Genomic DNA, 23,013 nt, shown 5'->3' on the forward strand with positions numbered 1-23,013 from the left:
TACTAAAATTCGCCACTTATTACTGAAATTATCTGATTATTACTAAAATTAGTTCCTTATTATATGATCCAGATCAGCGCTTATCATCCGAAATTCACGCCTTCGCTTCAAAAATAACTCCGGCTGAAAGAACTGTTCTAAGAAAGCATTATTATTTATAAATGGCTTATATTAAACTGGGAATACAAAAGGTAGATTAGTAATAAGGGGAAGGGGATTGGAAACAAAAAAAATAATTTTACTCCTGATAGCCCTATCAGTAATAATATCAGGCTGCCTGAGCTCGGAAGACGAAAAGGATAATGGGAAAAAAGACCGAGAGGCAAGCGGCAGTTCAGGAGGTTCGCAAAGACAAAGAGAAGTGAGAACGCCCGTAGGAATGCAGGAAGAAACGTGGACGCCGGAAAAAACGGAAACTGAAGGGGAAATGTGGACACCGGAAAAAACGGAAACACAGGAAGAACTGGGAACTCAGGAAGAAACGGGAACACAGGTAGATTTAGGCACGCCAGAAGAAGCGGAAATTTCCGGAACGATTAATGAACCTGAGATGGAGCAAACAGAAGCCTGGACCGGGGAAAGGGGGCAAGCTGGATCCATCCAGCCCGGTGAAACCGTACCGACATCACACCTTGTAAGGCTTAAGAATTATCTTATGATTCCTTCAAGCCTGAAAATCAATATCGGAGATACAGTTGTTTGGAGAAATTACCAGGAGTCCAGTGTGCTTACCCTGACCAGCAAGGAGCGCCTTTTCGAGGACCAAAGGCTTGTATATGGAAATACTCTGGAGTATACGTTCAATGAGTCAGGAAGCTACAATTTCAGTGTAAAAGGATATCCTAAAATGCAGACGACCATCACTGTAAAATAAGATCCCAAAGTATAGCAGTTTCAAATGACATATAAAACTATAGTCGAAGGCACAACAAAGGTTTCAGTTCCGGTACCGCCTCCGGATGCAACCTTCCCTCCCTCGGCAGCTCCGGTTTTTTACAATCCGGAGATGGAGCTTAACCGCGATATTAATGTTGCAGCTACGGCTGCATTTGTGAAAAGGCTTCTTTCGAGAAAAGAGCTTCTCAGGGAAGAAGTCCGCTATGTGGACGCTTTTTCAGCGTCAGGGATAAGGGGGCTTCGGATTGCAGGCGAAGTAGGGATCCACGCGACTATGAATGACTGGAGTCCCGAAGCGTTTGAACTTATAAAGGAAAATATCAAAATTAACGGGCTTGAGGAAAAAACCCTGGCTACCCGCAAGAGTGCAAATGTGCTGCTTCACGAGCAAAAATACCATATCGTGGACATTGACCCTTTTGGTACTCCTTCACCCTTCCTGGACGCAGCATCAGCCTCGGTCAGGAGTATGCTGTCGGTTACAGCAACAGATACTGCTCCCTTATGCGGGGCCCACCTGAAAGCCGGGATACGGAAATATGCGGCTGTACCCCTTAATACGGAATATCACAGTGAAATGGGGCTTCGAGTCCTCCTGGGGGCGTGTGCCAGAGAGCTTGCAAAGCATGAAAAAGGAATGTCACCTCTGCTTTCCCATGTGACGCGCCATTATGTTCGCGCATACCTCGACGTTCTCCCTGGAACAAAACAAACTGACCGAACTCTAAAGTCAATAGGCTTCAGTATTCATTGTCCGAAATGCGGGTTTAGAGGGCCTGTATACGGACTTGCAGTACATATCGAGAAAGAATGCCCTGTTTGTGGGGCTTCCACACAAATTGCAGGCCCTCTATGGCTTGGGCCATTCAGGGAGCAGGCATTCTGTGATGAGGTCATTTCCGAACTTGAAGTGCATCCTCTAAACACAAAAGATAAAGCAAAAAAAATAATTACTTTCTGCAGGGACGAACTCGATACCCCGATGTTCTATGACCAGCATGTTATCTGTAAAGAACTTGGAGCTTCTGCAACCGGGATAGAAATCCTGATAGTAGCCCTTAAAGCCCACGGATTTGAAGCATCAAGGACTCATTTCAGCGGTACTTCATTCCGAACCGATGCGCATATTACAGAAATTAAGGAAATAATCAGGGCGCTTTCAGAGTGAGTTCCTCAGATAAAAATGCAGAGGTAAAAGTAAAGGTTAGGAATTGTCTCAGTATTATCCACTGAAGGATCCCAGTATTATATAAACCACTGAAGAATCCCTGTATTATATAAACCACTGAAGAATCCCTGTATTATATAAACCACTGAAGAATCCCAGTGTTATATAAACCACTGAAGAATCCCAGTATTATATAAACCATTGAAGAATACTTAAAGTGCTTTGACTCAGACCTAGAAGTAACCCGCTAGAGAAATTCCAATGTGATATTATGTCCGACGAAAATCCAGAAAAGTTATTTTTGCAGGAAAAACCCACTCGTGCGCTGCTGTTTATAGGCTCAATGGGTAAGACCTATGCGTCTGTCATTTCTAAAGAGATAGACTCCACCTTTGCCCATACAACAAGGATCCTCGCGAAAATGGAACAGTGCGGACTTATAAGATTCACATTCGAGGGGCGGATAAAGTTTGTCGAACTTACAGAATACGGAAGAGAGGTCGAAGCTGCTCTTAAAGAGTTCAGGGATTTAATTGAAGAGGAGCCTTTGAAGGATAATAAAGAGGAGTCCCTGAATACTGGTCCTGAAGGGGAAGAAGCTGCAGAAAAGGAAGGCGGTAAAGAGCCTGAACAGGCAGAAGAGCTTGATCCTCTGAATGCCGAAATTTTTGAGAAAATCCAAAAACTCAGGAACAAAATCGAAAGTATCCATAGGGACGCAATCAAGCAGGGAGATAGTAAGGATACAATTTCCCGGAAACTTGGCCCTTATAGCAGGGACATTAAAAAACTCCAGAATCAGATTGAAAGGGCAGAAAGCCCCATTAATGAGACTGTAATCTCAGCTCTGGAAGAAAGTGAAAAGCTTCTGGAAGCTTACCTCAGGAGCTGAGGAATTATTCAGTTCCCGGTAAAAACAAAGCAGAAGAGAAAATTGGTAGGAAAAATATGATAAAAGTTGTAACCCTCCAGCATATTTACGGAAAGAACCGGGAAAGAATGGCTGGGCTTTTGAAAACTCTGGTCGAGAATGAATTGAAAGACCTTGAAGTAAAAATTGCGATTTCTATTACCCCTGAAAACTGGGTTGAGTTCACCCTTGAAGGCGAGGATGAGGAAGTGTCTGCGAATCTGCTGGCCACCAGATATGGGACGCCTGCAAAAAAAGCTGAACCCGGAAAGGTGTATCTGGGTTTTCTCCAGGCTTTCGGAGAGGACGCTTTTCTGGTCAATATCGGGGTACCTGTAAAAGTTGAAACTGAAGAACTGAAAGCTCTGGGCAGCGGGAAGTCAAAACAGCTTGCCTCGAGATTCGGCCTTATCCCCCATTTGCCGGTTGAGATTGAGGTTATTAAGGCTAATAAGAATTTAAAAGCTCGTCTCACCAAAAAGCAGCTTGATATCTGGTGGGGCTGGAAAAAAGCAGCTACTGATAGGGTAACTGTTAACGGGGCAACCCGCTCGGAAATCAAAAGCGCGATTAAAAAGACAGGGCATGGAAGGGACATTTATGAAATCGAGCGCCTTGGGTTGCTGGAACATGCAATCGTCTGCCGGGAAAACACCGACGGGCCTGGTATAGTTGCAGCAATAGGGCCTCGCCTGAAATCCGAGATGGGAGTCGTAATCGGTGACGCTCGCTGAAAGCTGCACCCTGATAGGGAACATATAACGGGGGAAATAGGCTGAAGCCCGAAAAAAAGAGATGCCCTGAGTAAAATTTTATAAGCCAGTTAGTTTTGAGAATAGAAGGACACTTGAAATCCAGAGTTATTAATAATAATTCATATGTAATACGGTCTGTGCGGTAAAGGAATTTATACTGTTATCTTAAAAAGGCAGTGTTTATGTCCTGATCCGTAACACTCGGTCTCGGTAACTCTGTAGTCCTTCTCGAGTTTTCCTTTGAGAATTCCCTCAATAATACCTTCCGTTAAGGTGCAAAAAGGTTTTCCTATTATCGGTGTTGATCTGGCTTTGAAATTGTCTTCAATCTGAAGAGCAGGAGGGTCCACAAGTACTGTAACCCTGCACTTCCCCTGGAATTCCAGAAAATCCCCTATTTCCCTCAGGAGTTCTTCAGGAGTCTCGGATTCAAAAATGTGGGAAACAGATCTTCCGAGATCGGTTCCTATTATTTTTACAACAGGGGTATTATCAATCCCATATGCTTCAAAGCCAAAGTAAAGCGCGTGGAGCAGGATTTCTGTGAAGCAGGACCTATTGTTTCCGCATGCAGGAACCTTTTCCAGTAAACTTCTGTAATGCTCTGTGAAAGGCTCCTGAGAACAGCCCATGTAGCGGGAAGTGAGAGAAAAAATTTTTCGGCGGCGATCTACCGGGTCAAAGTTTTCTTCCACAAGCTCGCATGACCTTAGATTGTTGAGGTGTACGGAAATAGTTGATTTGGCTTTTGCTGTAAATTTTACGATTTCATCAAACGACCTGGGTTCTTCCCTGAGCAAGTTAAGGATCTGGAGTTTAACAGGACTGCCTATTGCTACCAGTCCGTTATCATTATAAAAAAACTCGGTTTTACTCTCAGGTTTTGCCATAATATCTTTAGATAAGTTGCATTTAGAATATATAAATCGTTCGCACGCTCACGAATAATTTCACATTATAAATATATTTATTAATTTATAATAAATTTGGTTTGTATAAACTAACAGAAGGTAAGGTTAGTTTTCTTAATCACGTCCTCGATAATTAAAAGACCTTTCTCTAATTCTTCCTTCTTGATATTTAGTGCGGGAAATATCCTGATTCCATTACCCTGAGTTTGAGTGACAAATAAACCTCTTACCAAACACTCATTTTTGACATTTGAAGCGATGTCTTCGCTCTGGAATTCGACCATAATAAGAAGCCCTTTTCCCCGTATGTCGGCAATTACATTCTCATAAATTTTTGGCCATAAATTCATTTTTTCCAGGGCAAAAGCGCCCATTTCTTTCACATTTTGGGAAATGTTGTTATCTATAAGGTATTTTATCACTGCGTAGGAAACGGCACAACCAAGAGGGTTACCACAGTATGTACCTCCGTGGTCTCCGATCTCGAGTTTCTTTGCAACGGCTTCAGACAAAGCAAAAGCACCAAATGGGAAACCACCTGCAATTCCTTTTGCCATTGTCATAAAGTCTGCTTTTGCACCACAGGAACTTGTAACAAAAGTTGGCCCTGTTCTGAAAAATCCGGTTTGGATCTCATCCACGATCAACAAGCTGCCATTCTTATTACACAGGTTGCTTACCTCTTTCAGGTATCCTTCAGAAGGTATGTGAACCCCACCTTCTCCCTGAATAGGTTCAAGAATTACTGCAGCAACATTCTCGTCCAGAGAACGTTTCATAGCCTCCAGGTCATCATAGGGAACGAACCGATAATTAGGCATCAGAGGACTATACCTATCCCTATGCTTGGCCTGACCTGTGGCCGATGTTGTACTTATCGTACGTCCGTGGAAACTTTGATCTGTAGAAATTATGTCGGGCCTGCCTGTTACTTTTCGAGCAAGTTTAATGGCAGCGTCATTTGCTTCGGCTCCGCTATTTGTGAAGAATACTCTTGTAAGATTAGAAGGTAGAATTTCTGTAAGTAAGGACAGTAGGCGTGCACGTGCAGGAGAATATGTAAGTCCCGAATTGGGGTTTTGAATTATCTTTTTTCCCTGATCAATCAGGGCTTCAGTGATAACCGGGTTTGCATGACCAATACATGTTACACCCCAACCTGCTGTGAAATCAATATACATCTTTCCTTCTTCATCCCATACATAAACTCCATCTCCTTTTTCAATTGAGATTTTCTGCTTCACGAAGAAAGGCGGAAGACACTTATCTTCTATTTCGAATGTTGTCTTGCTTGACATTATAAATCATTTCCTCTATAGCTAACCGGAAGAAATTTGAGGGTAGCACCTGGGCACTGCTTATCTTAGACCAGCTGTCCGGTATCGCTGAATTCAATTGAAGCTATTCTACTTTATCTCACGAAGGCGAGAAGACTCCCTCCTCGGTAGATCCGGTTTTACCGGATCGGACAGGTGGGAGATGAGAGCCGTCAACTTCGCCAAAATAAGTTAAGCGATTTGTTAGTATTATATACCTATAAAAAATTGTGTATACATAATGCTTTGTATTACAAATAACCTGAGATTAAATAAGAAACAATATGAAGCTCTGAAAACACTTAGTAGAGCCTCCAAAAACATGTATAATTTAGGGTTGTATAATACGAGACAGTATTTTTTTCAGAATAACAAATTTTTGAAATATCCTGATAACTATCATCTTTGTAAAGAAGATGAAAATTACAAATTAATGCAGGCTGCTACAGCTCAACAGTCGCTTAAATTTGTGGAAAGAGGAATGAGAAGTTGGTTTGGACTTCTTAAACTGTATAAAAATGGACAATTGGAAGATAAACCTAACCTCCCTCACTATCTTGACAAAGAAGGATATTTCCCTATAGCATATCCAAAAAACGCTTTTTCTTTTAAGAATGGAAAAGTTAGACTAGGAATTTCTCTTGAATTTTCAAGAAGATTTCCTAATGCGAAAAAACTATTAACTTTTTCATTACCAAAAATCTTGAAAAATAAACTATCGTATATTCAGGAAATACATGTACTTCCTATGTATGATGGAAAATATTTCAAGATTAAATATTGTTATGAGGAAAAACCTGAACCTGCTAATCTTGATTACTCTCAGTATCTTGGCATTGATCTTGGAGTTTCTAATTTTGCAACATTTGTAGATACGATTGGGACTGCCGAAATCATTGATGGCAAGTATATTAAATCTCTTAACCAATGGCATAATAAAGAAAATGCTAGGCTACAAAGTATTAAAGATAAACAGGCAATTGATAAAATAACTAACAAGCAAATTCGTTTACTTACTAAAACCGGAGTTTCTAAAATGTTAAAAAATAAAGGCTCTTGGCTACGATAATTTAAAGTCTAACAAAAAATTAATTAAGTTGCAGACCTCGCCTTATTCAAGTCTTGTTGTCGCCTAATATTGAATTGGTTTTCTGAGACCGTAATCGTTATTTATGTGATTTGTTATCTTCTTATAAGGAAGGTACCCGTTTTACTGCGTTTTATTTTAATTATTATTTTTTAGACTCTACAATTGGAGAAGTCTTCAATTTTCACTATACTGACTATAACTAAATCAGTTCAATATATATCTATTTTGTATTAAACATTTTGGAACTGCTTGCCAACATAATTACTTTTTTATTAGACCCTACAAAAAAAGTGCCTCTTGATATGGTTTCATGTATGAAAGTATAAACTCCGGTAAAAGAGCAAACAAAATTAATGAACTTATGAATAGAACTGTTAACTATCTGGTTAAACATTGTCTTAAAAACAATATAGGTAATATTCTGATTGGAGAATTAAAGGAAATAAAACAGAATATTAATCATGGCAGAAAAAATAACCAGAACTTTGTTCAGATTCCTTTTGATAAGTTCAAAGCTAAATTAGAAAGTAAATGTAATTTCTATGGAATAAAATACCAACTTGTTAATGAAGCATATACCAGTAAAACAGATGCTCTTGCTCTTGATGAAATCATAAAACAACCTTATGGTGATTCAAGAAGAATCAAGAGAGGATTGTATAAAAGTATTACTGGTCAACTAATTAATGCAGATATTAATGGAGCAATTAATATACTCCGAAAAGTAGCTGGTGATTCTGTTCTTGAACAGATAATCAGTAGTGGTCTTGTCAACAGACCTGGAAGAATCAAATTAGCGTTTGAAACTTTTAAATTAAATTGTTAACCTTGTGAGGGAAGCAAGCCCCTTCCTCAGGAGTTTTGGCGAAGCCGGAACGAACAGGGAGGGGTAGTTGACCAATCTGTTGATCTTTGAAAGTCGAACTTATTAATAATGTCTTCAGGTTCTTCTTTGTTTTGTGTGGATATCCTCATAATATTCTCATAAAAACCAATGCTTTCTTGAATTGAAAATCATCTTATCAACACGGAATAGCGAAGAGCCAGTTTATAGTTTACTTCATGCGTCTTCGGTTAAGTGAGAAATAGTGATAAATTGTCTTCAATTCCACAACATTTGTCAAATGTTATACTATTGTCAAATGTTATAATAGATAGTGAGATGGAACATGGTATTGATTTCATGTAAATATGCCGAAATTTAAGGCAGACTTTTAATGTAAAATCGATAACTTTCAGGTCAGAAAATTCCTTAGCCGATGACCTATGATATAAGTTCTGGTAATATAAACCTCTATTTTTATCTAATATTATACATCATATATATGTATAAATCTGTAAAGTATAAAACCAGAGTTATTTCTTTTTAAATGCTGTTTTTCAAATATTGCCCGGAAATTTCAGTTAAGGTGCTCAAAGCCTGAATAAGAGGTGAACCATGAATTTTAAAGGACATCACAAATTTTTAATTTGTCTTGCAGCAATTTTCGTATTTTTGCCAGGATGTATAGACTCTACTGAGCAAATGAATGCCGACTCTGCAGAAAATTCGGACTCAGGATCTTTATCAGGAGTTTCAGATGCAGCGAAAAATCCATCCCAGTCATCTGAGGGTTCAAGCAGGGGTACCAATGCCGAAGCTGAGGGTTCAAGCGAGGTTGCCTCGTATGCCGACGAAACCGTTACAGAAAACCAATCAGGGTTGGTTGAGGTAAATGGAACTTCGTTATCACCTAATGCTCATGGTTCCCAGGAAGAAAAACTCAGGGTTGGGGCTTTCAATATTCAGGTCTTTGGGGTCAAAAAAGCTTCAAATTCCAGGATAACGAATACGCTTGCAGAAATTCTCCGCACTTACGATATTGTTGCAGTACAGGAAATCAGGGACAGTTCCCAGACTGCTCTTCCTGCGCTGATAAAGGTTGTGAACAGTGAAGGGGATAATTATTCTTATGTCATTAGCGAGAGGCTTGGAAGGACTTCTAGCAAAGAGCAGTATGCATATATTTATGACTGTGACAGGGTAAAGCTGGAAGGTGATCCCTATACTTATTCCGAACCCGAAGGAACTGATCCTTTCCACAGGCAGCCTTATATAGCAACCTTTGAGGATAAGAACGAAACCTTCAGTCTTGTCCTGATAACTGTTCACACCGACCCGGACGAAGCCACCGAAGAAATCAATTCTCTTTCAACTGTTCTTGATAGTACCAGACAAACCTTCCCTGAAGAAGATAATTTCGTTATTATGGGTGACCTGAATGCGGACGGCTCTTATTTTGACGAGGATAAAGCAAATGCCCTGATCTGTGACGAGTATTGCTGGCTGATAGACAACAGTATGGACACTACAACCGGAGACACGAACTGCACCTATGACAGAATAATAATTACCGAAGATATGGAACCTCATTTTACAGGGAACAGCGGCGTGTTCAGATATGACCTTGAATATAACCTGACTTCAGAAGAAACGGATGCTGTTTCGGATCACTATCCAGTTTATGCGGAATTTGTTTTCGATTCTACGGAGGCCTGACAGGATCTATCGGATCGGATTCTAAGAATTACTTTCATCTGAGAATTACTTTTTATCTCTACGGCTCTCTGCCGCCTTAAGCTAAAAAACGGCATGTTCCTCTCAGCACAGTATCAACTCCCTGGTGCAGTTTCAACTCACAGAACTCATGCTTGAAATCGGAGTATTCGAAAAAGATACGTCAAACTGTACTGAAAATCAAAAGCCGAGATATCCGGAAACTAAGAAAGTCAAAAGTCCGGAAAATAAAAAGTTAAAGTATCTGGAAAGGAAAATAACGCAGGACTGACTGAGTTTTTTCTTTTACCAGACAGTGTTGTTTTTCAGAGTTGCGAGAATGTTTGTGAACTCGTTGCTGAACCTGCAATTGCCAAAGTCCGGAGAATTCAGAATGTTCTTTTTTATTTCCTGCAGTCCGATCAGGAGATTTATATCGTCGCTGTATTCAAATCCTCCATCGGATGCCGTGATGTTATCAGCAAGGACGTCAAGAAGCCTTGGGTCAAGATCATTTGTAATATATGTGTCCAGAATCAGAAGATCCGAAATTCTCTTGTAGAAGTCAATGAGCTCCTGGTAACCGGGTATCGCGTAGGCTTTTGCCATCTTTTTTTGCCTGTTCAGGTAAATCAGGTAACGGGAGATTGTGCTTATAACATTCTCGATACCCTCTTTTTTAGGGAACGCGATTGGGAACCTTTTCAGCATTTGTGAATTAAGTTTGCCTCTGCTCTGCACCTCTTTGCGTCTCCAGACCTCAGGAAAAGCCTTTGCTATTGAAGAGTTGAGTACAGCCGTAACATAATGGTAGAGTGTGGGGTCTCCGAGAACAACACCTACACCGTTTGCAAAAACATGCTTTCCGGTAGGATCATATGAGGCCTGAATGCGGGAGTTGCTGGTAATGATGATTTTAGGTGTGTTTATATACCGCAGGAAACTTTCATTTTCGAAACGGTAATCAGCCGAAATGAGTTCCTGTGTTTTGGCCTCAGACTGCTGTTTGATTTCCATTGACTGCTGTTTGATTTCCATTAGCTGTTTATAAGCTGCAGGAAATTTTGCTTTCAGTTCCTCGGGCTGGAATATCCTGTATTCTTTCCTTATGTTATTGTCAAGGATTTCATAAGGCACCATAAACTGGTACTGAGTTGACTGAACCGCAAATTCATTCGAAACGGAATCATCTACATAAGGGTATATGAGTTCTTTTTCCATACCCGCCTGTTCTATACTCACATTTATCTGAGAGTCTTTGCAGACGCAGGATGCATCTGTACAGTTCTCGCTTGAAAGGCCAGCTTTTTGTAAAAAATCGTTTGTGGGGAGTACACCTTCAAAAACTTCTATTGAAATGTCTTCCAGGGTTCTAGGGATTTTGCTCAGCCTTTCTACAATATAGTCCTTACTCCAGAACATATATTTCACTTCTTTTTTATATATACAGGGAATTCTGGGTAAATGGTTTCTTTGTTGTGGGTTGGGTTCTCAAAAATTCGTTTTTGATTTTGAAGCACCTGATTGTTAACTCCTCAGAATCTCCATACTAAACTTTGAATATACCTCTTAATATAATAATTTATTCATAATAAAGGTTAACAAATGAAACCTAACTTTTTAAGTTGACATATAAAAGTGAGAACTAAAGCCATTGAGTAAGATCAGTACATTCAGGAAAAGACAGGTTTTTTAAAATAAAGGAAATAATTACAGGTTTACAAACTTGAAAAAACTCTCAATGCCTTTCTTGCATTATCCAGCATATTATGGTCGTTATTGAAATAAATGTAGGTCTTCTCAGGCCCGAATTCACGGATTTCCCTGATAGTTTCGCTAATTTCCGCCTGAGAATAATCATAACTGTACCAGCCTTCTCTTCCGTGCATTCTCATATACACGGTTTTTCCGGGGAAGATGCGGTTTTTGTAGTCAGGTGAGTCAACGGACACAAGGGTCACTTTTCTCATAAGCTCTTCACACGCCTCATCATTTCCCAGCAGGGCTTTATTCCTGATCTCCAGGGCAAACCGTTTTCCAAGTTTTGCGGTTTCTGCAAACCTGAGTGCCCTTTCGACATCATCAAACTTTGGAGGCACCTGAAATAAGTAAAAATCAATGAGATGGTCCATGGGTCGGAAAAGCTCAAGAAAATTTCCCAGAGTTTCCAGGGAACTTTCACTGAGTTGTCGCCAGTGGGTTATAGACCTGTGCACTTTTATGCTCCATCGGAGTTCAGTCCCCTTCCTGTTCCAGCCTTCAACCTGCTCAGGCGAGGGAAACCTGTAATAACTGGCATTAAGTTCAACACTGTTCAGCCCGGAGTTCTGGATAAACCAATCAAGGTTCTTCTTTTTGTTCCAATCATAATACCAGCCGCTTGTACCCACAAATACCTCCATAAAGTCCCCTTTTATACATCGGTCTGATAGCAGATCTATTTTTGGTTTATTCCTGCTTATAAGCGAAAAAGCTGGTGAGCGAAAAACTGCTGCCGGATTGCAGAAACTTAAGAGAAAAAATTGGTGCAAGATTGCATAAACTTAAGAGAAAAAATTGGTACAAGATTGCAGGCACTTGAACACGAATTTGCCTATGATACCATTTTTACTGAGTCATCATTAAAGCAAGTTTTTATCAGATAACATAGAACATATTCAATACACCATGGCATGTGCAGGTAGTAGCAACGAAAAAAGTCCTGTCCTCAAGTTTTTCAAACCTCTTCTCGCTTCTGTTTTCTTCAATGGATCTTAAAAACTCAAGGATCTCCAGCAGGTTCTGCTTGAACTCCTTTCCTTTAAGCCCTCCTATTCCCGGTTTCATCTGATAGCTCTCAAAGACCCAGCCTGGAAGATGCTGAAGAAGTTTTCGTGCATATTCAGTAATGGTTTCTGGCTTTTTACGTCCAAAGGTGGGGCAGCGGTCTTTTGGGCCCGGACAGCCGTCAGGGCAGATTTCTCCTTCCCTGGCATAAGAGAGAAACAACATGCCATATTCAGGGTAACGTCCTGCGATTACATCATCAGGAAAGGAAGTTGCAAGCTTTTCAAAAAAAGACATGAGCCTTTCGTCTTCAGGTCGGATAAATAGCTCGGTTACAGGGCTATCTTCCATCTGGCTTTTTTCCAGAATCTCTTCAGTATTTTCTTCTTTCTCGGGCTTCAGAGGAAGTTTTAGAAGATCGGAGAGCAGATATGCAGCCGCATGGCAGGGAACAGCAGGGATAATGTATTCAGGGATGCCGAGACTTAGAAGAAAAGGAATGTTGTCAAGATCCATTTTATAAAAGTAGGCTTCTATCTCATTGTTTTCCAACTTGTTTTCTACCTTGTTTTCTTTATCTTTCCTTTCGTTTTCTTCTCTTTCTTTATCTTCTCTTTCGTTTTCTCCTGCTGCGCTGAAGGATTTGAATGCTTCATCCTGAAATGACTCTGAAGCTTTGTTTTTCAAGAGATTTACCAGCTCGTCTTTAGTTTTAGTGATGTTTGACTTCCTGGAAGCAGGCGCATTTTCATCCTTATCGATAACGAGCACGAAGGGGAACCTGTTTTTCCGGGCGTAATCAAGGAAATCAGTGCCGATTTTTCCTCCTCCGAGGACGAGGTAATAGTTTTTGATTACGTGAATTTTCTCAAGGTGATTTATTTTTTCGTCAACTTGAGACGCTTTATATTCCATACTTTCCATAAGACACCAACCAGATAAGTTAAGGCGGCAGTAAGCTGTGAGGTTTTCTTATTTTTCGTGCGTGAAGATTACTCCTGGTTACAGATACACAAGTAAAATTACAGTACAATTACAGAATAATTAGTATAATTACAGAGATTATAAATATTACAGATATCACAGATATTACAGATCTAATTGTTCAAGGTATCCGGTAGGATCAATCAGGTTTTCAGGCATTTCTTCTGCAAACCAGTTACCTCCAAGATAATTTTTGTGAATGGTAATGGGTTCACTCCTCCAGACTTCAAAATGTAGCATACTTGGATTTTTGTTTTTCAGATTCTGGATGTAAAGCGGGCAGAAACCATCGATTTTTTCGGAGTTAAGAACCATTCCAACATGTCCTATCAAGTTTCCTGCTTCTATTTTGTCTCCTTTTCTTACGGTAAAGTCTGCAAGTTCTCCGTATTTGCAGAACAGTCCGTTGCTATGTTCGATAATCACGTAATAAGTCGGGTTCCAGTAAGGCAATATTTCAGGCGAAGTCATCAGACCGGTTTCTTTGACAATTCCTCCTTCAATCGAAACTACCTCCGTATTTTCAGGGGCATACAGATCAACCCCACAGTGATGTCGGTCACCTCTGTTTTCCCAGAAGGAGCCGTTTTCTCCTTTTTGCGGAACATGTACCTTTTTGAGGTTTGTGTTCTCAATGTCTACTTTTTCCGGCGCTGTATTTTCTTGAACCTTTATGTTTAGAGGCCAGATTCTCATGGAGTTTCAGTGTACATGAAAAGTATAAAAGCTTTTTTTGCTTTGAGATTGGCGTTTATGCGAGTGAAAAATTAAGAAAAATAGTAAAAATAGAATGAAGGATCAAGCCCTCATCCTATAGTTTTAGCCTGCTGCTTTTATCCTTAGGGCTCTGTAAGGTTCCTTCAATCAAGTTACTCGGCGTCTTCCGTTGTTTCATCGATACTGGTTTCTATTTCACCATCATCGGCTGATTCTGTATTATTTGTTTCTATTTCACCATCATCGGCTGATTCTGTATTATTTGTTTCTGACTCGTTTACTTCCGTCTGATTTTCTGACTCATTTACTTCCGTCTGACTTTCTGACTCATTTGCTTCCGTCTGATTTTCTGACTCATTTACTTCCGTCTGACTTTCTGACTCATTTACTTCCGTCTGACTTTCTGTTCCGGTATTGCTGGTATTGAAAGCTGTCGGAGGCATCACAGATTGTTCTGGCTCAAAGCCGCCTACGAGAGGCAGGAAATCCGAATAGTTATTGCCCTGTAGCTCATACGCAGTATCAGCAATTCCGTCCCCGTCTGCATCGGTTGCGGTCTGCGAGAAACCGGTGCCGTCAGGTTTTGCCCAGAAATTGCCCCCTATATAAGGTCCGCCAACGATGTTGGTACCGGCAGTTTTTGTAATGTTCAAGCTATTTCCTTCACTGCCGTCCTTAATATTTGAGTTAAAGACATTGTTCAGGTAATTATCAAAAATGATATTGCCGTTACTTGTAGAGCTCATGAAAATACCTGAAATACTGTTCAAAGTAATTATATTTCTTGAGACAACATTATTCTGGCAGGTGCTCAGGTGAATCCCACGGCCGCTGTTGGAAGCCTCATTTCCGGAAATGTTGTTGCCTGTACTGTATGACAACAGGATTGCATATTCCCTGTTACCCAGAACCGTATTGTTCAGGATATTGTTTCTGCCGGAGGATATCAGGTAAATACCTCTGCTGTTGCCTGAAGCTGTATTGTTATCTAAGGTATTGGTGCTTGAGTTGCTAAGATAAACCCCGTGAACTCCGTTCGAGTTCAGGATATTGTTCATAAAGTTGTTATTCGTGGAATTAACAAGTACGATACCGTGGTTAACACTTGTACTTGCTGTATTGTTTAATAGTGTATTCCACTGCGAGCGTATGACATAAAATCCATACCTGTTGTTTAAAGCCGTGTTATTTGATACCAGGTTGTAACCTGAATTCCGCAGGCTAATTGCCCTTCCGCCTTCCCGAACACTATTATTAAGAATAACGGTATTATTGGATAATTCCAGGTCTATTCCCAGGCTGTTATTTAACAACAGATTTTTATCGACGGTACAGTTAACAGAGTTCAGTAAAGAAATCCCTGAAGCATTATTGTTCGATACCTCATTTCCTGAGATATTGCTATTCATTCCTGATGAAATCCGTATCCCTTCCCGGTTGTTTAAAGCCAGATTATTCAAAACCGTGCTCTCGCCGGATCTTAACAGGAAAATGCCACGGATACTGTTTACCGCTTTGTTGTTTGCAATGCTGCTGTTACCTGAGTCTGAGAAATAGACACCGTAAATTAAGTTTGAATCTGCGGTGTTTCCGGTAAGGTTATTACTACCTGAACTCGCTATGTAGATACCGTAACCGTTGTTTGCATTTGCGGTGTTGTTTTCCAGCCTATTATTGTTGCAGCTTTCCAGAACAATACCGTGGTTAGAGTTCATGTTTGCCGAGTTTTCAGAAAGTTCATTTCCTTCGGAAGCAGTCAGGTAAATTCCAAACCTCTCGCCTGAAACATCGTTATTTATTATTTTGTTATAGTGTGACCTCTCAACATTAATTGCTCGCTTACCCTGTGCCACCGTATTGTTGAGGACACTATTGTACATTGAATTCTTTAGATATACTCCAAGGGCGTTATCAGTGATTTTATTATTATAAACTGTACAGTTAAGAGCCCCCGATAGGATGATTCCTGCCTTGTCAATTCCGGCTCCTTTAATACTTACTCCCATGATTCTTATGTTATCGGCGTCTACAAAGAATACATCTGAAGCGTTATTACTTGCTGTAATTATGGTGTCTTCAGGATTCCCAGACTCTGACCTTATTACGAGATTGTCCTTTGTTATCACGATATTTTCGTTATAATTTCCGGGGCTGATGACTATTTCATCTCCAGAAGTCGCATTATTTACTGCGGACTGTATTGATTCTCCTGGCTGAACCATGACCTCAATCGCAGTACCGATACTCGAGCTAAATACAAAAAGAAGAATAGCTACTGCTAAAGTTGCAAATTTGTTTATTTAAATCCCCCACTTTTTATTTATATTATTATTTAATTTTGTATTAATAAATCTGATTTTAAACATTAATTGATATAAGTTTATTGGATCAGAATAATATCAAAATAAAGAGATAAAAATAGAGAGTAAAAGACGATCAATAGGCATCTCAGAGAATTAAATCAAAGATTTTTTTCTTTTCTTGTGTGGCAGAGCAATTTTCTGGAAAATCCGAGAGGTTCTCCGCTTCACGTAAAAAATAAACCTAATACACGAAAAGGACTGCTCAAACTCGATGAACCAAGAAAGGCAAATAAAAAACAAGTAGAAAGGAAAATTGAGCAATAAAAAGAGTAAAAAAGAAAATATGAAAAAAAGGAAGAATAAATAGAAAATAGGGAAAAAAAGAAGAGTAAAAAAAATAAAAAATGAACGAATTTTTAATAAGAAAATAGGGAAATAAGGAAGAGTAAAAAAGAAAATGGAGAAATAAGAAAGAGCAAAAAGAAGAATTTTGATCCTTATTTCTCTTTATTTAGTCGTTCTTTTATTTTCTTCTATGCAGGAATACCATAACAAGGCAAGCCACTACATAGAGCGCTTCAAATCCAGGTATGCTTGTGGTTTTATTCTTTCCTTCTTCCTGTTCGGTTTTTTGCTCAGTTTCCGTTTCCGATGCTGTACTATTTTGATCAAGTTTCGAAGTATCAGTTGAAGGCTTTGCTTCAGCTACTTTTTCTACCGCTTTTCCTGTTATTGCAAAGAACGAGAAGCCCGGTGTTTCTGCCGTGAAGTACAGGTATTTACTATCTTCCTTTAATAATTTCACGGGTAGCTGTGACCATTTCTTGTCGTTGTACCTGTTTAGAGTAATTGAGCTCTGGTCGATCTTCTTATCCTGCAGCCAGGACTTTTCAACCTTGAAGCACACTACAGGGTTTTCAATGTTCTTTTCTGTTGCAAACCCGCTGTTTCCAACCCAGAGGTTGAAATACTTATAGACTTCTCCCGAATCCAGGACTGAAACCAGAGTCGATTTTGCTTTGAGCTGCTCGGCAATGGTTGTTATCTTGCCTGCGGTCTTCTTTGCATCAAAGCTCACATACGCAACACAGGTTGCGTTCTTTGTGAAATCAAACAATACAGGCTTTCCGTTTGTAACTCGTGCCTGGGAAAGTTCTTTTACCTGGACATTAGTTTGAGGTTCAGGGGAACCGCCTGCTCCACCGCCTCCACCGCTGCTGTGATGGCTGCTTCCACCACTTGAGCTACTTTCTTCTGTAGTAACAGTTATTGTGGCAGTTTTTGCGGGGGAAGTACCATTTTCATTTATCGCAGTTAAGCTAACAGGATAGGTACCAGGATTAGTGAACACATAAACAAAGCTTGCATTTGTAGATTCCACAGTTCCGTCATTGCCTATATCCCAGTTCCTTGAGGTTGCATTTTGTGATTTGTCAGTGAACAGGACTGAAAGGGGAGAATATCCGCTCGTTACATTGGTACTGAAGTCTGCAACAGGATAAATTATAAACTTAGTGACAATTATATCCCGAGTTTTTGAGTCTGTGCCGTTCTCGTTGCTTACTGTAAGTTTAGCAGTATAATTTCCTGGCTCCTGATATACATAGACAAAGCTTTTACTGGTGTTGTCTACGGTTCCATCATTGTTAATGTCCCAGCTTCTTGAGACTGCATTTTCTGAAAGGTCCGTAAACTGAACCGTAAGAGGCGCATAACCGCTGGTTACACTGGTGCTGAAATTTGCAACCGGCAAGACTGGCTGCTGTGGGTTGGAAACAGGTACCAGAGGCAGGTAATCTATAACGTAATTTTTGCTGTCAATATATGAGGAATCGGCAATTCCGTCTCCATTGGCATCGGTTGCAGTCTGCGAAAATCCAGTACCGTCAGGCTTTGCCCAGAAATTACCTCCGATGTACTTTCCGCCGACAATATTTCTGCCAGAAGTCATTTCTATGTTCCACGTAGTGTCTCTGGTGTTGATATCTGCATTAAGGACGTTATTCACATAATTGTTGAAAACAAGATTTCTGTGGCAGGCCGGACACTCATAAAAGCCAGATACGTTATTAAAAGCAACAATGTTTCCAGAAACTGTGTTATCACCGGAAGAATCCAGAAAGATACCCCTGCTGGTTTCATTAGCTGTGTTCCCGGAAATTTCGTTATCGTTAGAATATGAAATCCACATTCCAAATTCGACATTATTCGATACATTATTACCTGAAATTGTGCTTTTGTTCGAGTTTATATGATTAATCCCTCTTTCATTCAAATTTACATTGTTGTTTAAGAGCTTATTTCCTTCAGAATTCACGAGCTGAATCCCATACATTTTATTTGAGTTTACTTGATTTTCCGAGATATTGTTGTTGTTCGAACTACTGAGAGATATCCCATGCTTATTGTCCGAAAGCTCATTATTAATAATTGTGCAGCCACTGCATCTAACCAGATAGATTCCTGTTTCTCCAGATTCAATCCTGAACCCGCTAATTGTCGTATTAATTGCTGCAACGTTGAATACACTTGTATTTGGGACGGCTTTAATTATTGTATTTTCAGGCTTCCCGGATTCCGATCTTATTACCAGACTTTGTGTGGTTACTTTGATGTTCTCATTATATGTTCCGGGTTTGACGATTATCACATCGCCCGAAGCCGCATTATTCACTGCGGTCTGTATTGAATCCGTTGAATTAACGGAGATCTCCTTAGCCGCCGCAATTCCCGAGACTAACACAAAAATTAGCATGACCATTAGCAGGATGATTAATTTTCTCATTTTCATTCCCCAATATAAATGTCAAAGTCTAATGAAATTTTTTAATAAGTTAAAAAATAGGCACAATCAATATAAATATATTGATTCAGTAAACAATATTTGTAAGTAAACTGGAGAAAAAAAGGAAAATAAAAAACAAAAAGAAAATGGAGAAATAAGAAAGAGCAAAAAGAAAAATTTTGATCCTTATTTCTCTTTATTTAGTCGTTCTTTTATTTTCTTCTATGCAGGAATGCCATAACAAGGCAAGCCACTACATAGAGCGCTTCAAATCCAGGTATGCTTGTGGTTTTATTCTTTCCTTCTTCCTGTTCGGTTTTTTGCTCAGGTTCCGTTTCCGATGCTGTACTATTTTGATCAAGTTTCGAAGTATTGGTTGAAGGCTTTGCTTCAGCTACTTTTTCTACCGCTTTTCCTGTTATTGCAAAGAACGAGAAGCCCGGTGTTTCTGCCGTGAAGTACAGGTATTTACTATCTTCCTTTAATAATTTCACGGGTAGCTGTGACCATTTCTTGTCGTTGTACCTGTTTAGAGTAATTGAGCTCTGGTCGATCTTCTTATCCTGCAGCCAGGACTTTTCAACCTTGAAGCACACTACAGGGTTTTCAATGTTCTTTTCTGTTGCAAACCCGCTGTTTCCAACCCAGAGGTTGAAATACTTATAGACTTCTCCCGAATCCAGGACTGAAACCAGAGTTGATTTTGCTTTGAGCTGCTCGGCAATGGTTGTTATCTTGCCTGCGGTCTTCTTTGCATCAAAGCTCACATACGCAACACAGGTTGCGTTCTTTGTGAAATCAAACAATACAGGCTTTCCGTTTGTAACTCGTGCCTGGGAAAGTTCCTTGACTTGAACATTAGTTTGAGGTTCAGGGGAACCGCCTGCTCCACCGCCTCCACCGTTGCTGTGATGGCTGCCTCCACCGCTTGAGCTACTTTCTTCTGTAGTAACAGTTATTGTGGCAGTTTTTGAGGGGGAAGTACCATTTTCATTTATCGCAGTTAAGCTAACAGGATAGGTACCAGGATTAGTGAACACATAAACAAAGCTTGCATTTGTAGATTCCACAGTTCCGTCATTGCCAATGTCCCAATTCCTTGAGGTTGCATTTTGTGATTTGTCAGTGAACAGGACTGAAAGGGGAGCATATCCGCTTGTTACATTGGCACTGAAGTCCGCAACAGGATAAATTATAAACTTAGTGACAATTATATCCCGAGTTTTTGAGTCTGTGCCGTTCTCGTTGCTTACTGTAAGTTTAGCAGTATAATTTCCTGGCTCCTGATATACATAGATAAAGCTTTTATTGGTGTTGTCTACGGTTCCATCATTGTTAATGTCCCAGCTTCTAGAGACTGCGTTTTGTGATAGATCAGTAAACTGAACCGTAAGAGGCGCATAACCGCTGGTTACACTGGTGCTGAAATCAGCAGTTGGAACAACAGGGTCAGGGACATCTATGAGGGGTAAATTATCAGTAACGTTATCTGTGGTAAATGGCAAATCTGCAAACCCGTCATTGTCTGCATCAGGTGTGATCTGGGAATGTCCTGTACCATCAGGTTTTGCCCAGAAATTGCCTCCTAGATATGAACCACCCATAATGTTTCTGCCCTTAGTTTCTGCTAAATTCCAGATACATCTTGCATTTCTAACGTTGGTATTTACAGCATTATTGAAGTTATTATTATAAATGAGGTTATTGTAGCTCCTGGCACACAGGAAAATACCATAATTAATATTCCAGGTAACAGTATTGCCTGAAACGTTATTGCTTTCAGAAGAGTTGAGAGAAATTCCTCTGCTGCTGTTAAAGGCTGTGTTCGCGGAGATAATATTATTGTTGCAGAGTGAGACGAAGATCCCATACTCACGGTTATCCACGACTGAATTGTTAAAAATCGTGCTCAAATTTGAGGTCAACAGGTTAATTCCCAACTCATTACGCTGCACTGTATTGCTGCTCACGTTGCTGTTACCGGAGTTAACAAGGTATATACCGTTCTTATTTGAACCTACAATATTACCTATAACATTATTATCGCTTGAATTTTCCAGAAGAATTCCATAGCCTTTATTTGAATTCACAGTATTGCCTGAAAGTATATTATTTCTTGATAAAGCGTCAAGGGAAATTCCATCGTCGTTTTGGGAAACTTTGTTATTGGACACATCGTTTTTAAATGAAGACCCCAGCGCGATACCATAATTATTGTTTAAGTTTGCTTCATTGTTGTCGATAATATTATTATTGGCATTATACGCAAGAACAATACCATTGGTATTCGAATTTGCTTTATTGGCTGAAAGCTTGTTTTCGCTTGATGTCAAGGTTAAGTAAAAGCCCCTGGTATTATTGTAAGCGTTATTGTTGACCAAGTTATTGTTGTCAGAATATCTCAGAGCTATCCCGTAAGGACTGTCTGAAACTGTATTGCTTTGCAGGTTATTATTGCTAGAGTTATCAAAAAAGATAGCATGGTCACTGGTCAAAGCTACTTTGTTACCAGAGAGTGTACATCCAGAGGACCATTCAAGGTCGATTCCGTTAGTGCCGCTTGATATGGTGTTATTTTTCAGTTCAGTGTTGCTTGAATATCTGAGATAAATCCCTAATTTCCCATTTGAACTTGCAGCGTTATTTTTCAGGGTATTGTCTTTTGAAGTTTGAATAACTATACCGTGGTCTGCACACTGGCTTACAGTGTTTCCTGAGATATTATGCCCTTCAGAGATAGTAGTATAAATTCCATATCTCTGCTTTGAAACCAGGTTGCCCGAAACAGTGGTATAGTTAGAGCCTTCAATATTTATTCCCCTCCCAGCTCCAGCAATAGTATCTTTTGTAAATATATTATTGCGAATTGTATTATAGTTGGAGGCAGCCTTAAGTTGTACTCCAAGGGCATCGTTAAGAAATACGTTATTTTCAATAGTACAGTGATGACTTCCAACCATATTGATACCAGCCGTATCGTTTGCTACGGCTCCTCTGATCGTAAATCCTTTGATTGTGATATTTTCTCCATAAGTCACAGAGATTACATTTTTGTCTGTAGAATTGGAGGCTATTATTGTGTCTGTAGTATTCCCTGATGCTGACATGAGCACCAGATTCTTTAGTCCTATTTTGTATATGTTAATATTCTCATAATAGGTTCCTGGGTATACTATAATCGTATCGCCTGAATTTGCACTGCTTACTGCGGCCTGAATCGAATCTCCCGGGTGAACCTCAGCCGCTGCCCCGATACCGGAACTTAGCGTTAATATTAAAAATGTTAGTAATAAAAGCTTTATTCTGTTTATTTCAAATCCCTCCATACAGATAAAATAAGTTAAAAATATTACTTTCTTAAATTAATTAGAAACTAATTGTAAGTATAATATAAACATATCGGTTTTGATTACTATATTCATAAAATATATTATACTTGAAAGCCACAAAGTAATGTCATAGCTTACCGGAATTGTCTCTTAATTTCTACCCTTTGCCCTTTTATTCTCCGATATCTGCTTCCAATTATATTAAGCTGAGAATAAGTTAACACTGACTACATATTACATTTCTTGCCCTTGCTTAAATATTAAAATTCACGATAAGACATAAATTTTCAGCTACTTTCCAGCCAGACGATCCAGGTTTTTACTATCTGATGAAAGCCTGCTAAGAACCTGGTTATTTTGATAACTAAGAGTAAAATTAATATATTTAATAAGTGCCTCTAAAAAACAATGATATCTCTAGAAAAAATATTATAAAAAATATGTATGAATTCCAACAAACTACTTCAAAAAATATATGAAGCTATATACAAGTAACAAAAATAAATAAGCAGAAATAACAACAAAAAAGGAAACTGAAAAAGGAAA

At 39.5% G+C, this 23,013-nt stretch carries 16 protein-coding genes and 1 pseudogene; 8 read left to right on the forward strand and 9 right to left on the reverse strand.

Annotated features, from left to right (window positions below):
- Window positions 1-217 precede the first annotated feature (217 nt).
- From MSKOL_RS06610 to MSKOL_RS06625, 4 genes are all read left to right on the forward strand, one after another.
- A complete protein-coding gene (locus MSKOL_RS06610) occupies window positions 218-874 on the forward strand; it encodes a hypothetical protein (RefSeq protein WP_048154559.1) in 657 nt (218 codons plus the stop codon).
- A 24-nt stretch (window positions 875-898) separates the two neighbouring features.
- Window positions 899-2,065: a tRNA (guanine(10)-N(2))-dimethyltransferase gene (locus MSKOL_RS06615; RefSeq protein WP_048154562.1), complete on the forward strand. Its 1,167-nt coding sequence runs from the start codon at window positions 899-901 to the stop codon at window positions 2,063-2,065.
- Window positions 2,066-2,336: 271 nt separating this feature from the next.
- Window positions 2,337-2,957 (forward strand): MarR family winged helix-turn-helix transcriptional regulator, encoded by a 621-nt coding sequence (locus tag MSKOL_RS06620; RefSeq protein WP_048154565.1) that lies wholly within the window; start codon window positions 2,337-2,339, stop codon window positions 2,955-2,957.
- A gap of 56 nt (window positions 2,958-3,013) precedes the next feature.
- Window positions 3,014-3,709 (forward strand): DUF2110 family protein, encoded by a 696-nt coding sequence (locus MSKOL_RS06625; protein ID WP_048154568.1) that lies wholly within the window; start codon window positions 3,014-3,016, stop codon window positions 3,707-3,709.
- 173 nt (window positions 3,710-3,882) lie between these two features.
- Here MSKOL_RS06625 and MSKOL_RS06630 read toward each other — a convergent pair whose 3' ends face one another.
- Complete coding sequence (locus tag MSKOL_RS06630; protein WP_048154571.1) at window positions 3,883-4,620, reverse strand: V4R domain-containing protein; 738 nt, start codon at window positions 4,618-4,620, stop codon at window positions 3,883-3,885.
- 110 nt (window positions 4,621-4,730) lie between these two features.
- Window positions 4,731-5,939, reverse strand: a complete 1,209-nt coding sequence (locus MSKOL_RS06635) for an aspartate aminotransferase family protein (protein WP_048154574.1) — start codon at window positions 5,937-5,939, stop codon at window positions 4,731-4,733.
- A 340-nt stretch (window positions 5,940-6,279) separates the two neighbouring features.
- Here MSKOL_RS06635 and MSKOL_RS06640 point away from each other — a divergent pair, with 340 nt between their 5' ends.
- The 4 genes and pseudogenes from MSKOL_RS06640 to MSKOL_RS19880 all read left to right on the forward strand — a co-directional run bounded on the left by MSKOL_RS06640 (window position 6,280) and on the right by MSKOL_RS19880 (window position 9,875).
- Entirely contained in the window at window positions 6,280-7,026 is a 747-nt protein-coding gene (locus MSKOL_RS06640) for a transposase (protein WP_197078848.1), read from the forward strand.
- Between the two features lie 355 nt (window positions 7,027-7,381).
- A pseudogene (locus MSKOL_RS06645) lies at window positions 7,382-7,873 on the forward strand (IS200/IS605 family accessory protein TnpB-related protein); the annotation flags it as partial.
- 612 nt (window positions 7,874-8,485) lie between these two features.
- Window positions 8,486-9,586, forward strand: coding sequence for an endonuclease/exonuclease/phosphatase family protein (locus MSKOL_RS06650; RefSeq protein WP_052725370.1), 1,101 nt, complete (start codon window positions 8,486-8,488; stop codon window positions 9,584-9,586).
- Between the two features lie 124 nt (window positions 9,587-9,710).
- Window positions 9,711-9,875 carry a hypothetical protein gene (locus MSKOL_RS19880; protein WP_156150984.1) on the forward strand — a complete coding sequence of 55 codons (165 nt, stop codon included), beginning with the start codon at window positions 9,711-9,713 and terminating at the stop codon, window positions 9,873-9,875.
- A gap of 14 nt (window positions 9,876-9,889) precedes the next feature.
- Here MSKOL_RS19880 and MSKOL_RS06655 read toward each other — a convergent pair whose 3' ends face one another.
- The 7 genes from MSKOL_RS06655 to MSKOL_RS06685 form a co-directional block, all read right to left on the reverse strand.
- Window positions 9,890-11,005, reverse strand: a complete 1,116-nt coding sequence (locus tag MSKOL_RS06655; protein WP_048154578.1) for a hypothetical protein — start codon at window positions 11,003-11,005, stop codon at window positions 9,890-9,892.
- Between the two features lie 296 nt (window positions 11,006-11,301).
- Window positions 11,302-11,985, reverse strand: coding sequence for a DUF72 domain-containing protein (locus MSKOL_RS06660; protein ID WP_048154581.1), 684 nt, complete (start codon window positions 11,983-11,985; stop codon window positions 11,302-11,304).
- 235 nt (window positions 11,986-12,220) lie between these two features.
- A complete protein-coding gene (locus MSKOL_RS06665) occupies window positions 12,221-13,273 on the reverse strand; it encodes a hypothetical protein (protein ID WP_048154584.1) in 1,053 nt (350 codons plus the stop codon).
- Window positions 13,274-13,438: 165 nt separating this feature from the next.
- Complete coding sequence (locus MSKOL_RS06670) at window positions 13,439-14,029, reverse strand: M23 family metallopeptidase (protein ID WP_048154587.1); 591 nt, start codon at window positions 14,027-14,029, stop codon at window positions 13,439-13,441.
- A gap of 173 nt (window positions 14,030-14,202) precedes the next feature.
- The gene (locus tag MSKOL_RS06675; protein WP_082091054.1) at window positions 14,203-16,272 is read right to left on the reverse strand and encodes a NosD domain-containing protein; all 2,070 of its coding nucleotides are present in this window, start codon (window positions 16,270-16,272) and stop codon (window positions 14,203-14,205) included.
- A gap of 604 nt (window positions 16,273-16,876) precedes the next feature.
- Entirely contained in the window at window positions 16,877-19,138 is a 2,262-nt protein-coding gene (locus MSKOL_RS06680) for a PGF-pre-PGF domain-containing protein (protein ID WP_048154589.1), read from the reverse strand.
- Between the two features lie 212 nt (window positions 19,139-19,350).
- The gene (locus MSKOL_RS06685) at window positions 19,351-22,464 is read right to left on the reverse strand and encodes a right-handed parallel beta-helix repeat-containing protein (RefSeq protein WP_048154592.1); all 3,114 of its coding nucleotides are present in this window, start codon (window positions 22,462-22,464) and stop codon (window positions 19,351-19,353) included.
- Window positions 22,465-23,013: the final 549 nt, after the last annotated feature.

The sequence above is a fragment of the Methanosarcina sp. Kolksee genome, assembly GCF_000969945.1.
Classification (GTDB): Archaea; Halobacteriota; Methanosarcinia; order Methanosarcinales; family Methanosarcinaceae; genus Methanosarcina; species Methanosarcina vacuolata.

Bases quoted from the DNA above. Each gene is read 5' to 3' on its own strand.
- MSKOL_RS06635 (WP_048154574.1), bottom strand. From the start codon at position 5,939: ATGTCAAGCAAGACAACATTCGAAATAGAAGATAAGTGTCTTCCGCCT.
- MSKOL_RS06620 (WP_048154565.1), top strand. From the start codon at position 2,337: ATGTCCGACGAAAATCCAGAAAAGTTATTTTTGCAGGAAAAACCCACT.
- MSKOL_RS06685 (WP_048154592.1), bottom strand. From the start codon at position 22,464: ATGGAGGGATTTGAAATAAACAGAATAAAGCTTTTATTACTAACATTT.
- MSKOL_RS06665 (WP_048154584.1), bottom strand. From the start codon at position 13,273: ATGGAAAGTATGGAATATAAAGCGTCTCAAGTTGACGAAAAAATAAAT.
- MSKOL_RS06660 (WP_048154581.1), bottom strand. From the start codon at position 11,985: ATGGAGGTATTTGTGGGTACAAGCGGCTGGTATTATGATTGGAACAAA.
- MSKOL_RS06670 (WP_048154587.1), bottom strand. From the start codon at position 14,029: ATGAGAATCTGGCCTCTAAACATAAAGGTTCAAGAAAATACAGCGCCG.
- MSKOL_RS06675 (WP_082091054.1), bottom strand. From the start codon at position 16,272: ATGGTTCAGCCAGGAGAATCAATACAGTCCGCAGTAAATAATGCGACT.
- MSKOL_RS06625 (WP_048154568.1), top strand. From the start codon at position 3,014: ATGATAAAAGTTGTAACCCTCCAGCATATTTACGGAAAGAACCGGGAA.
- MSKOL_RS06630 (WP_048154571.1), bottom strand. From the start codon at position 4,620: ATGGCAAAACCTGAGAGTAAAACCGAGTTTTTTTATAATGATAACGGA.
- MSKOL_RS06680 (WP_048154589.1), bottom strand. From the start codon at position 19,138: ATGAGAAAATTAATCATCCTGCTAATGGTCATGCTAATTTTTGTGTTA.
- MSKOL_RS06650 (WP_052725370.1), top strand. From the start codon at position 8,486: ATGAATTTTAAAGGACATCACAAATTTTTAATTTGTCTTGCAGCAATT.
- MSKOL_RS06615 (WP_048154562.1), top strand. From the start codon at position 899: ATGACATATAAAACTATAGTCGAAGGCACAACAAAGGTTTCAGTTCCG.
- MSKOL_RS06655 (WP_048154578.1), bottom strand. From the start codon at position 11,005: ATGTTCTGGAGTAAGGACTATATTGTAGAAAGGCTGAGCAAAATCCCT.
- MSKOL_RS06640 (WP_197078848.1), top strand. From the start codon at position 6,280: ATGTATAATTTAGGGTTGTATAATACGAGACAGTATTTTTTTCAGAAT.